Consider the following 13,639-nt stretch of genomic DNA (forward strand, 5'->3'; position numbering starts at 1 on the left):
TGATTTAAACACAGTATCTCTTCTTTATTTCTATCAACACGTCAAAGAACTCTTGTACCTCGATGTAAATTAAACAAAGCAACCCGCTCTGTCGTGAACTTAATCACCTAATCTACTCTCAGTCTTGCCCTAGAAACCTTTTGTTCCTAGCGATTGGGAGTGCAAAGATGTAGGATTATTTTTTTAAACGCAAGTCTGCATTAGAAACTTTTTTTGGCATAACTTCTAAACATCTGATTATCAAGTAAAGAAATAAGCATAATAATTTATAAAATTCTAAATTATCAGTTATTCCTGACGACATTCTTGAATTTTTGAATACATTCACCTATTCGTATCTGTTCTTGCAATGAATCAATAATTATCCATCGTTTGAATTTTGACCGATATGAGACCTAACCTACTAATCCCCATTTCTCATCTAACCTATAGAGAAATAGAAATCGTCCAGTTAATTAGAATGGGCTACTCCACTAAAGAAATGGCCAACAATCTAGGACTTTCTTATTTTACCGTAAAAAAGCATAGAGAAAATATCCTACTTAAGGTAGGAGCTCGAGGAAAAACGGAATTTCGAAAATTCGTATTTGAATATGAGCTTTCGCCAAAACAAGCAGAGTAGCAATTACAACCATTATATATAGGACTAAAATAGTACTTTTTATCCTATTGTATCAGCCGATCGTTTTCGAAAACTTTGTCCCACACTTAACGAATGGTGAAACCCGAAAAACCAATAATAAGAGTAGGGGCAAAATTTTAAATAGAAACGAATGAAATTTTTAAAAACAAGTTTTGCATTATTGTCAGTTTGCTTCGCATTTGTTGTTCTCACCAATTCTGCCCAACAAAAATCTGGCAAAGTTTGGCTAGCGATAACACATGTTATGAGTAAACATGGCGCATCCGCTGGTGCTACCACAGCTGTTGGGGCAATAGGAATAATGGACGCCGCAGCTTGGGTCTTTGCAGTTGGTTCTGTCGGTACTCCAGTGGCAGGAGTGGTTGCAGGAATTACTGCAGGATTCTAATTAGTAGTGGGAGTTCATATCATACTCCCATTACTTCATTTTCATAAATTAAAATCTTATCTAATCATGCCTTATAATACTTCATTTTCTTGTGATAGATGTCATGCTAATATCTCTGTAAAAGAGCTTTTTAAACTGCAAAAAAATAGTACGACTACCTGCAAATCGTGTCACGCTACACTTCATTCGAATGAAACTATCTCTTTCAATTGGGCATTTTTTATAGGATTTTGCTCAACCGTCATCCCAGCTGAAATAAGCTTTAATATGACAAATAGTTTGGCCATTATGATTGTAACGGCTATGATTGGTGGCATTTTGGCCGTGATAGGAATAGCATTTTACACCTACAATACAACGAGATTTAGTAGCTAGACAACTTACTGTAGATGAAAAAATATGTCCTTTTAGCTATATCTATATATATCATTGGTTTCGCCACTGCCTTAATATCAAGGAATAGTTTTTTAATCGTAAAAATCAATTCGTTATCTGTGGACTTTGTAAGCGATTCTAATAAATCAAGCAAGGATTTATTTTTTGAAATTCTTAATAATAACACCTCCGTGTATTTTGCGAGTATATCAGGCTTTTTAACCTTGGGCTTATTTACCGCCATCATTACGTTTTATAATGGCTTTGTTTTAGGCTATCTATTAGTTACACTCAATAGATTCTCAAACAGTCCTGCCGATTTTCTTCCCCGATTACTCCCGCATTCAATTGAAATAGGAGGATTTATCCTTGCCTCGACGCTTGGTTTTTACTTGACTAATTATGTGACCCAACACTATTTATTAAAAGCAAGACCCCAGTTTGACTACTTACTTTTTGGCTTTTTATTCATCTCAGGGTATGTGATCATTTTAGTTTCAGCGTTTATCGAATCTTATGTATCAGCTACCTAAATTATTTCCAGCATTCATACTTTCCTGCTTATCAATAAACTTTTATTTGATATCAAAGGAGGCGGCTATCCTACAAGAAAGCATCTCTGGAAAATTCAACTCATTTCAATTATTTGTATTTGAATTAAACAACTATTCTTCTGCCCTTTCACCCTTGTTAATTTTTATATTTATTTATGCCACGACAAGCATCATTTTTGAATATCTAGAAATAAAAAAGCAGAAGGCATCCTTAACTTGGATAATCAGCATTGCTTTTATTCCTATTTTGATATTCTCGTTTTCCTACCTTTTTTTACTTACGGATTTTGTGGAAAATGCAGATGATATAAGTGGAAAAGGCGTAGAGGATCTACACCTTTTCCAAGAATATACCTTTCGTGATATTAAGCAAATTGGCAACCTATTTTGGGGACTCTTTTACTTGATTCTAATCGTTGAAATAAAATTAAATTATGATATAAACTATTTCAAGTCATTAGTAATCAATTTGACGCCTATTGCCATTTTGCTTTTATTAATCAAAATCTATTAAAAAAAGGCAAAACCAATTTCTAGTATGAATTATAAAATTACTTTTCTAAGAATGGATACCTAAAATCTGTAGGTGAAACGAAGACTTCCTTCACCGTGCGCGGTGAAACCCAACGCAGCAAATTCAAATATGAACCCGCCTTATCATTCGTTCCTGAAGCACGCGCACCACCAAATGGCTGCTGGCCTACCACGGCTCCCGTACACTTATCATTTAAGTATAAGTTACCTGCCGCGTTTTCTAGCACTTTCATCGCTTCCAGCATCGCGTATTTGTCTTGCGCGAAAATCGCGCCCGTTAAAGCATAAGCCGAAGTCGAATCCACTAAAGTCAAGACCGAATTCCAATCCGCATCATTATATACATAGATCGTTAGCACCGGGCCAAATATCTCCTCCACCATCGTGCGGTAGGTCGGATTAGTCGTTAATAAAACCGTAGGTTCTACAAAATAGCCTTTTGAATCATCGAAGTTTCCGCCGGCGATCACCTGAACTTCTGGAGATTTTTTGGCTTCACTTATATAAGAGGTAATTTTGGCGAAAGCTTTCGCATCGATCACCGCGTTTACGAAGTTTTCAAAATCTTCTGTGCCGCCCATCTTAATAGCTGCTAAATCTGCTTTCAATTGTGTTTCCACAGATGGCCATAAAGAAGCTGGGATGTAAGCACGAGAGGCTGCGGAGCATTTTTGGCCTTGGTATTCGAAGGCGCCACGGACTAATCCAGTGGTTAACGCTTTTACATCAGCTGATGCGTGAGCTACGACGAAGTCCTTACCACCTGTTTCGCCTACGATGCGAGGATAGGATTTATAGTTGGCGATGTTTTGGCCTATATTCTTCCAAATCGTCTGGAAAACGCCTGTCGATCCCGTAAAGTGAATCCCCGCAAAGTCCCGGTGAGAGAAAACAACCTCCCCTGCTTCCGGACCATCCGCTAGCACTAAATTGATTACGCCAGCCGGCAAACCTGCCTCCTCTAAAATTTCCATTAATAATCCCGCCGAATAAACCTGCGTAGGCGACGGCTTCCAAACCACCGTGTTCCCCATCAAGGCAGGCGCCGCTGGTAAATTACCCGCGATCGCCGTAAAATTAAATGGAGTCAAGGCATAAACGAAGCCTTCTAATGGACGGTATTCCAATCGATTCCAAACGCCAGGCGACGAAATCGGTTGTTCACTGTATATCTGTTGTGCATAATGCACATTAAAACGTAAGAAATCAATCCACTCACAGGCCGCATCGATTTCAGCCTGGTAGGCATTTTTCGACTGACCTAGCATCGTGCGCGCATTTAATTGCATTCTATATTTCGTCGCCGAAAGATCTGCTGCCTTTAAAAAAATAGCCGCGCGATCCTCCCAAGGCATCGATGCCCAAGCTGATCTAGCTTCCAGAGCCGCGTCAATTGCCTGAGCCACTTCCGCTTTTCCACCTTCATAATAATGACCCAACACATGTTGGTGATCGTGCGGGCAAGTCATGGCGACTTTTTTGGCACCCTTCACAGAACGACCCGCGATACGCATCTGCACATCAATTTGCTGGTTACACAAATCAGAAAGGGCTTGCTTTAATTTAGTACGTTCCGCTGAATTCGCACCGTACTGCAAAATCGGCTCATTAATAGGGGTAGGGACTTGAAAAACTCCTGAGGACATATGGTTTCGTTGATGTGTAATAAATAGGATGCTAAATTACGGGTTTTCTATATATTATCAAGGCGCGGCAAAGCTGAGGTAGGGTTTCAATCTTTTCCACGCCACGAGATCCAGCAATTGTATTTTTTTCAAAGCTTCGAAATCCTTCAGCACCCCATGTTGTTTACGATAGGCCAAAACCACCTTCGACTGCCCATAGGGCAAATAAGGGTGCTTGAAATCCTTCCACTCCACCTGATTGATGGCTAAAAACCGATACACCCCAGCCCCTACCTTTAATAAGGCCTTATTTTCTTTTACCCAAAGCGAATCCAAGCCATACACCTCCTTCAATTGATCCACCTGATAAAACCCGCCTAACTTCTCCCGATAAGTCATTATCCGTTTCGCGAACCCCGGCCCTATCCCATTCAGCGCCACCCACGCCGCCGAATCTGCCGTATTAATATCGATCGCTTGCTGCTTCCTCCGGACTCCGGACTTGTACTCCACCCACTTCCTCCGGACTCCGGACTCTCTCCATCCAGACTCATTCTCTCCGAACTTTCGCGAACCGAACACCTTCGGACTTATCGCCTTATAATTCGCCTCCCAAAGCACCGGCTGAAAATCCAATTTAGCCACTTCTTTTTCCCGCCATTCGTAACCTATATATAGAAGGACATAAACAACCATCATTCCCAGCAGCACGATTAGCCCTTTGATCTCGGCGTGGGTATAGGCGAGGGTGAAGCGGAGGAGGTACATTAGTTTGGTTTTCATTAGTGGTGGGATTGAAAGCATAAAGAATAAAGCACAAAGAATAAGGCACAAATAATAAAGAATAAAGCTGGTTAAAACATTTCAAGTATGCATCGCCTATGGCGATACCAACTTTATGCTTTATTCTTTATGCTCTATGCTTTATTGAAAATGCTCTATGCTTTACCGAAAAGCAAGTTCAAACAAAAATCCCACAACCCCCTTGCATCCTAAAAAATTATCAGTACCTTTGCAGGCTATTTTAGGGTACAAGCCTTCGGGCCTATCCAAAAAGAAATGATTTCTGAAACACAATTCCTTTATCGTAGGGGAAGCGCAAAGGGGAATCATTTTTTCATCTACGAGGCATTTCAGCTTTAAATTGTGCCCAGAGGGCCATTTTTCATTTAATTTAAAACGTATAAAGCCTTGAGTAACATCACTGCCACCGGAAGACACAGCTTTGCAAAAACGCAGTCTGTGATCGATTATCCAGATTTTCTGGATATCCAAATCAAATCCTTTCAGGATTTTTTCCAGCTAGAGACAGCTGCTGAGAATCGTACTGACGAAGGTTTATTTAAAGTGTTTGCTGAGAATTTTCCAATCGCGGATTCGCGGGAAAACTTCGTTTTATCGTTCGTTGACTACTCTGTAGATCCGCCGAAATATTCGGTAGATGAGTGTATCGACCGCGGTTTAACGTATTCAGTACCTTTAAAAGCGAAATTACGTTTGATCTGTAATGATACAGACAACGAGGATTTCCAAACCATCGAACAGGAAGTATTCTTAGGAAACATTCCTTACATGACAGAGCGTGGATCATTCGTGATCAACGGTGCTGAGCGTGTCATCGTTTCCCAGCTACACCGTTCACCAGGTGTATTCTTCGCGCAATCGAAGCATACAAATGGAACGAAATTGTATTCGGCTCGTATCATTCCATTCAAGGGTTCTTGGATTGAATTTGCAACGGACGTAAACAATGTGATGTACGCGTACATCGACCGTAAAAAGAAATTCCCTGTGACTGTATTGCTTCGTGCGATTGGTTACGGAAATGACAAGGACATCCTAGATTTATTTGGCCTAGCTGAAGAAATGAAGGTGGACAAGAAGAATTTAAAAACTACGGTAGGACGTCGCTTAGCTGCGAGAGTTTTGAAAACGTGGCAAGAAGACTTCGTAGATGAAGATACAGGTGAGGTAGTTTCTATCGACCGTAACGAAATCTTGATCGAACGTGATACTGTTATTACGGAGAACGAGATCGAGACGATTTTGGAATCAGGATCAAGCACGATCATCTTGCACAAAGACGATGTGAACGTATCTGATTACAACATCATCTACAATACTTTACAAAAAGATACTTCGAACTCGGAGAAAGAGGCGGTAGAAGTTATCTACAAGCAATTACGTAACACGGATGCTCCAGATGAGCAAACGGCACGTGATATCATCCAAAACTTGTTCTTCTCAGACAAGCGTTATGATTTAGGCGAAGTAGGTCGTTACCGTATCAATAAAAAATTAGGCCACGATATCCCGATGGATATTAAGGTATTGACAAAAGAGGATATCATCTCTATCGTGAAATACTTGATCGGTTTGATCAACTCTCGCGCGGTTGTCGATGATATTGACCACTTGTCTAACCGTCGTGTACGTACTGTAGGTGAGCAATTATATGCTCAGTTCGGTGTAGGTCTTGCACGTATGGCTCGTACGATCAAAGAACGTATGAACGTTCGTGATAACGAGGACTTTAAGCCAGTAGATTTAATTAATGCACGTACGTTATCGTCTGTGATTAACTCGTTCTTTGGAACGAATCAGTTATCTCAGTTTATGGACCAAACGAATCCATTAGCCGAGATCACGCACAAGCGTCGTATGTCTGCCCTAGGACCAGGTGGTCTTTCTCGTGAAAGAGCTGGTTTCGAGGTTCGTGACGTTCACTATACGCACTATGGTCGTCTTTGTACGATTGAAACACCAGAGGGACCGAACATCGGTTTGATTTCTTCTCTTTGTGTTCACGCGAAAGTAAACGGAATGGGCTTCATCGAAACTCCTTACCGAGTGATCGAATCAGGTAAAGTAGATACATCTACAACTGTTTCGTATTTAACGGCTGAAGAAGAAGATGGAATGAACATCGTTCAGGCAAATGCACAGATTGACAAAAATGGTAAATTCTTATCTGAGCGTGTGAAGGCACGTTTTGAGGGTGACTTCCCATTAGTGAATCCAGCAGATGCACAATATATGGACGTGGCGCCTAACCAAATCGTATCCGTTGCTGCTTCTATGATTCCTTTCTTAGAGCATGATGATGCGAACCGTGCCTTGATGGGATCGAACATGCAGCGCCAAGCGGTGCCATTGTTACGCCCTGAAGCACCGATCGTAGGTACAGGTTTAGAACACCGCGTTGCGATTGACTCACGTACTTTAGTAGTTGCTGAAGGAAGTGGTGTGATCGAATACGTAGATGCTTTACGCATCGTAGTTAACTACGATCAAACAGAAGAGCAAAAATTAGTAAGCTTCCACGGCTCTACAAAAGAATACAAATTAATCAAGTTCCGTAGAACGAACCAGGATACAACGATCAACTTAAAGCCAATTGTTTTCAAAGGACAAAAGGTGGAGAAGGGTCAAGCGCTTTGCGAGGGTTATGCAACTCAAGCAGGTGAGCTAGCTTTAGGTCGTAACATGAAAGTGGCGTTCATGCCATGGCAAGGTTACAACTTTGAGGATGCGATCGTGATGTCTGAAAAAGTGGTTCGTGACGATATCTTTACTTCGATCCACATTGAGGAATTCGAATTAGAGGTACGTGATACGAAACGTGGTGAGGAGGAATTAACTTCTGAAATCCCGAACGTTTCTGAGGAAACAGTTCGTAACCTAGATGAGAACGGTGTTGTTCGCGTAGGTTCTGAGGTGAAAGAAGGAGATATCTTAATTGGTAAGATTACACCAAAAGGAGAGTCTGATCCAACTCCAGAAGAGAAATTATTACGTGCCATCTTTGGTGACAAAGCAGGTGACGTGAAAGATGCTTCGAAGAAAGCGCCACCATCATTAAAAGGTGTGGTTATCGACACGAAGTTGTTCGCTCGTCCTAAAAAGGATAAGGATCAACGTGATAAGTCGAAAGCTGAATTGAAATTGGTTATGAAGCAATACGGTAAAGACCTTTTAGAGGTTCGTAAGATCATGATCGAAAAGACCGTTGCTTTATTAGCTGGTAAAACATGTGGAGGTATCCGTCACAAGTTTGGTACAGTGATCGTAGAGAAAGGGGTTAAATTCACAGCGAAGAATATCGAAGAATTATTATTCCCAGATAAAAACTTATACCGCGATGAGTCAACGTATGCCGTACCAGAGGAAGCGAATTTACTTTCAGATTTGATCGTAGAAGAGGCTACTGCGGATGCAGCGACTAACGCAACTTTCTTAGCGTTAATCAAGAGCTACCACGTTCGTCGTAACGAAATCGCTGGTAACTTCAAGCGTGAGCGTTTCGTGTTAGAAGTAGGTGATGAATTACCTGCTGGTATCGTGAAATTAGCGAAGGTGTATGTGGCTAAGAAGCGTAAGTTAAAAGTGGGTGATAAGATGGCGGGTCGTCACGGTAATAAGGGTATTGTTGCTCGTATCGTTCGTGAAGAAGATATGCCATTCTTAGAAGATGGAACACCGGTAGATATCGTATTGAATCCACTAGGGGTACCATCTCGTATGAACTTAGGACAAATTTACGAGACCGTATTAGGTTGGGCTGGACAAAAATTAGGTAAGCGTTATGCGACGCCTATTTTCGACGGTGGAACTGAAGCAGAGGTAGCAGCTGAATTAACATTAGCTGGTTTACCAGACTGGGGTCGTACGTATTTATACAATGGTTTAACGGGTGATAAATTTGATCAACCGGTGACTGTAGGTATCATCTATATGTTGAAACTGGGTCACTTAGTGGATGATAAGATGCACGCACGTTCGATCGGACCTTACTCATTAATTACACAACAACCATTGGGTGGTAAAGCTCAGTTTGGTGGTCAGCGTTTTGGTGAGATGGAGGTTTGGGCATTAGAGGCCTTCGGTGCAGCGAATATCTTGCAAGAGATCTTAACTGTGAAGTCAGATGATGTCATCGGTCGCGCAAAAGCTTACGAAGCTATTGTAAAAGGGGAGAATATGCCAAAACCAAACATTCCAGAATCATTCAACGTATTGATTCACGAATTGAGAGGTTTAGCCCTTGAAATCACCCTTGAGTAAAACCATTGGGCTTTGGCCCTGAATAAAAGAGTTCATTTTCCAATAAAATACAAAGAAAATGTCATTTAAAAAGACTAGAAAGCTGAATAGCGATTTCCAAAAAGTAACCATTTCCTTAGCCTCTCCAGAGTCAATCTTGGAGGGTTCTAACGGGGAGGTAACACAACCGGAAACCATCAACTACCGTACCTACAAACCCGAAATGGGCGGTTTGTTTTGCGAGCGTATCTTCGGTCCTACAAAGGACTGGGAGTGTCACTGCGGTAAATACAAGCGTATTCGTTACAAAGGCATCATTTGCGATCGCTGTGGTGTAGAAGTAACGGAAAAGAAAGTACGTCGTGAGCGTATGGGCCACATCGAATTAGTGGTTCCAGTTGCACACATCTGGTACTTCCGTAGCTTACCTAACAAGATTGGTTATATGCTTGGTCTATCGACTAAGAAATTAGACCAAGTAATCTATTACGAGCGTTTCGTAGTAGTTCAACCAGGTATGTACGCGGAAGAAGGAAAGATCGGTAGCCAATACCTTGATTTCTTAACAGAAGATGAGTACTTAGATATCTTAGACAAATTACCGCGCGAGAACCAACATTTACCTGATGAAGATCCACAGAAATTCATCGCGAAAATGGGTGCTGACGCGTTAAATATGTTATTATCTCGTATTGACTTAGACAGCTTATCGGCTGACTTGCGTCACTCTGCGGATACAGAATCATCTCAACAACGTAAGGCTGAAGCCTTGAAGCGTTTGAAGGTGGTGGAAGCGTTCCGTGAGTCGATCGGTCGTATCGATAACCGTCCTGAGTGGATGATCATTAAAATGGTTCCAGTAATTCCACCAGAATTACGTCCATTGGTGCCATTAGATGGAGGTCGTTTTGCAACGTCTGACTTGAACGACTTATACCGTCGTGTGATTATCCGTAACAACCGTTTGAAGCGTTTGATCGAGATCAAAGCTCCAGAGGTAATCTTACGTAACGAGAAGCGTATGTTGCAAGAGGCTGTAGATAGCTTATTTGACAACTCACGTAAAGTAAATGCGGTTCGTTCTGAAGGTAACCGTGCCTTGAAGTCTCTTTCTGATATGTTGAAAGGAAAGCAAGGTCGTTTCCGTCAAAACTTATTAGGTAAGCGTGTCGATTATTCAGGTCGTTCGGTTATCGTCGTAGGTCCAGAATTGAAAATGCACGAATGTGGTCTTCCAAAAGATATGGCGGCAGAATTATTCAAGCCGTTTGTTATCCGTAAGTTGATCGAGCGTGGTATCGTGAAGACGGTTAAGTCTGCGAAGAAGATTGTAGATCGTAAGGATCCAGTGGTTTGGGATATTTTGGAAAACGTGATGAAAGGGCACCCAGTTCTTTTAAACCGTGCTCCTACCCTTCACCGTTTAGGTATCCAAGCTTTCCAACCGAAATTAATCGAAGGAAAAGCGATCCAATTGCACCCATTAACTTGTACGGCCTTTAACGCCGATTTTGATGGTGACCAGATGGCGGTTCACGTTCCACTAGGACACGAAGCGATTTTGGAAGCCTCTTTATTAATGCTTGCCTCTCATAACATCTTGAACCCAGCGAATGGTGCGCCTATTACGGTACCATCTCAGGACATGGTGTTAGGTTTATATTATGTAACAAAAGGACGTAAGTCTACTCCAGATCACAAAGTGGCTGGTGAAGGATCTCGTTTCTACGGATTTGAAGAGGTTGTTATCGCCTTGAACGAGAAGAAATTATCGAAGCACGCGAACATCGTGGTGAAAGCTACGGTTCGTAAAGAAGATGGTACATTGGTTCAAGAAATGGTGGAAACTGTTGCGGGTCGTGTATTATTCAACTTATGTGTTCCTGAGCAAGTAGGTTACATCAATGAGTTATTAACTAAGAAGAAGCTACAACAAATCATCTCACACGTTCACAAGATCTGTGGTATGGCGCGTACAGCTCAATTCTTAGATGATATCAAAGAATTAGGTTTCCAACAAGCCTTCCACGGTGGTTTATCGATGGGTATTGGTGATGTTCAAATTCCTGCTGAAAAAGCTTCATTAGTGAAGAAAGCACAGGATGATGTTCAAGCGGTTTGGGACAACTACTTAATGGGTCTAATCACAGATAACGAGCGTTACAACGCAGTTATTGATATCTGGACAAAAGTGAACTCGAAAATTACCGAGACGCTTATGAAGCAGATGGAGGAAGACAACCAAGGATTTAACGCGATCTACATGATGATGCACTCTGGAGCCCGTGGTTCTCGTGAGCAAATTCGTCAACTAGGTGGTATGCGTGGTTTGATGGCTAAGCCTCAGAAGAACTTACAAGGTTCAGTAGGTGAAATCATCGAAAACCCAATCCTTTCTAACTTTAAAGAAGGTCTTGACGTATTAGAGTACTTTATCTCAACTCACGGTGCGCGTAAAGGTTTAGCAGATACTGCCTTGAAAACAGCCGATGCGGGTTACTTGACTCGTCGTTTACACGACGTTGCGCAAGACGTTATCGTGAACGAAGAAGATTGCGGTACCTTACGTGGTATCGAGGTGTTCCCATTGAAAGACAATGAGGAGATCATCGAGCCATTATCTGAGCGTATCTTAGGTCGTGTGTCTATTCACGATGTGTACGATCCGATCACAAATGAGTTAATCGTTGCTTCAGGTGATGAAATCAACGAGGCAATCGCAACGAAAATTGATGAGACAGCGATCGAATCAGTTGAAATTCGTTCGGTATTAACTTGTGAGACGAAGAGCGGTGTGTGTGCGAAATGTTACGGACGTAACTTAGCAACCGCTGCGATGGTGAACTTAGGAGAAGCAGTAGGTGTAATCGCCTCTCAATCGATCGGTGAGCCAGGTACTCAGTTAACATTACGTACCTTCCACGTGGGTGGTACTGCCCAAAACGTTTCTCTAGATGCGAGCGTTAAAGCGAAATTCGACGGGGTGATTAACTTCGAAGAGGTTCGTTCAGTAAGCTCTACAGATGCAGATGGCAACCCAGTTGAAATCGTTATGGGACGTTCTGGTGAGGTTCAAATTGTGAACCCAGCGAACAAACAAGTATTGATCTCTTCTAACATTCCTTATGGTTCATTCTTACGTGTTAAGGAAGGCCAAGCGGTGAAAAAAGGAGATGAAATCTGTGCTTGGGATCCATACAATGCGGTTATCCTTTCTGAGGCTGAAGGTAAAATTGAATTCGAGGCAATCGAAGAAAACAATACCTACAAAGAGGAAGCGGATGAGCAAACGGGTATGCGTGAGAAGGTAATTATCGAATCGAAAGATAAGACGAAGAACCCATCCGTAATAGTCAAAGCAAAAGGTAAAGAAGATTTAGTATACAACGTTCCAGTAGGTGCGCGTTTAGCGATCGACGAAGGAGATAAAATCAAAGCGGGTCAAATTATCGCTAAGATTCCTCGTGCGGCAGGTAAAACCCGTGACATTACGGGAGGTCTTCCACGTGTAACGGAATTATTCGAAGCACGTAACCCATCTAACCCTGCAGTTGTTACTGAGATTGATGGTGTTATTTCTTACGGTGTGATTAAGCGTGGTAATCGTGAGATTATCGTGACACCGAAAGAAGGAGCTGAGCGTCGTTACTTAGTACCTTTGACTCGATTCATCTTAGTACAAAATAATGACTTCGTACGTGCTGGTTCTCCACTTTCTGATGGTGCAATTACACCTTCAGATATCTTGAAGATCAAAGGACCTACAGCGGTACAAGAATATTTAGTGAACGAAATCCAAGACGTATACCGTCTACAAGGTGTGAAGATCAATGATAAGCACATCGAGTGTATCGTTCGCCAAATGATGCAAAAAGTGCAGATTTTAGAGCCAGGTGATACCCAATTCTTACAAGGTCAAAACGTAGATCGTTTCGTATTCCGTCACGAGAACGACTTGATCTTAGATCAGAAGGTGATTACTGATGCTGGAGATTCTGAGAAATACAAAGCAGGTATGATTCTTTCAGCTCGTGCTTTACGTGATGAGAACTCTTCGTTAAAACGTAGAGACTTGAAGTTAATGAAAGTACGTGATGCGCAAGCAGCGGTATCTTCTTCTAACCTACAAGGTATCACGCAAGCTTCGTTAGGAACAGAATCATTCATCTCAGCTGCGTCGTTCCAGGAAACTACGAAAGTGCTTTCTGAAGCGTCTATCCGCGCGAAACAAGATACCTTAGACGGCTTGAAAGAGAACGTTATCGTAGGTCACTTGATTCCAGCAGGTACAGGTCTTCGTCGCTACAAAGACATCTTAGTTACATCGAAAGATGAATTAAGAGCAATCGAAGCGAAGAAAGAAGCTGCAGAAATCGCTGAGGCGAAAGAAAAAGTAGAAGCTGCAAACTAATTTGTAGATTCATTTGAATAGACCCCCGGCTTTTCTTAAGTTCGGGGGTTTATTTTTTACCAAAAA

At 41.8% G+C, this 13,639-nt stretch carries 7 protein-coding genes; 5 read left to right on the top strand and 2 right to left on the bottom strand.

Going from position 1 to position 13,639, the window contains the following annotated elements; all coding sequences use genetic code 11:
- Window positions 1-388 precede the first annotated feature (388 nt).
- The 3 genes from V7S74_RS05165 (at window position 389) to V7S74_RS05175 (ending at window position 1,939) form a co-directional block, all read left to right on the top strand.
- Complete coding sequence (locus tag V7S74_RS05165) at window positions 389-622, top strand: response regulator transcription factor (RefSeq protein ID WP_406777704.1); 234 nt, start codon at window positions 389-391, stop codon at window positions 620-622.
- A gap of 265 nt (window positions 623-887) precedes the next feature.
- Window positions 888-1,031: a hypothetical protein gene (locus tag V7S74_RS05170; protein WP_406777705.1), complete on the top strand. Its 144-nt coding sequence runs from the start codon at window positions 888-890 to the stop codon at window positions 1,029-1,031.
- A 389-nt stretch (window positions 1,032-1,420) separates the two neighbouring features.
- Window positions 1,421-1,939, top strand: a complete 519-nt coding sequence (locus V7S74_RS05175) for a stage II sporulation protein M (protein ID WP_406777706.1) — start codon at window positions 1,421-1,423, stop codon at window positions 1,937-1,939.
- A gap of 572 nt (window positions 1,940-2,511) precedes the next feature.
- Here the strand turns inward: V7S74_RS05175 and pruA are convergent.
- Window positions 2,512-4,140, bottom strand: a complete 1,629-nt coding sequence (gene pruA, locus V7S74_RS05180) for an L-glutamate gamma-semialdehyde dehydrogenase (protein WP_406777707.1) — start codon at window positions 4,138-4,140, stop codon at window positions 2,512-2,514.
- Window positions 4,141-4,197: 57 nt separating this feature from the next.
- Window positions 4,198-4,902, bottom strand: coding sequence for a helix-hairpin-helix domain-containing protein (locus V7S74_RS05185; RefSeq protein WP_406777708.1), 705 nt, complete (start codon window positions 4,900-4,902; stop codon window positions 4,198-4,200).
- Between the two features lie 408 nt (window positions 4,903-5,310).
- Between V7S74_RS05185 and rpoB the strand changes: the two genes are divergently transcribed.
- Entirely contained in the window at window positions 5,311-9,183 is a 3,873-nt protein-coding gene (gene rpoB, locus V7S74_RS05190) for a DNA-directed RNA polymerase subunit beta (RefSeq protein WP_406777709.1), read from the top strand.
- Between the two features lie 58 nt (window positions 9,184-9,241).
- Entirely contained in the window at window positions 9,242-13,573 is a 4,332-nt protein-coding gene (gene rpoC / locus V7S74_RS05195; RefSeq protein ID WP_406777710.1) for a DNA-directed RNA polymerase subunit beta', read from the top strand.
- Window positions 13,574-13,639 lie beyond the last annotated feature (66 nt).

This window comes from Aquirufa novilacunae (assembly GCF_045310505.1).
In the GTDB taxonomy this organism is placed as follows: domain Bacteria; phylum Bacteroidota; class Bacteroidia; order Cytophagales; family Spirosomataceae; genus Aquirufa; species Aquirufa novilacunae.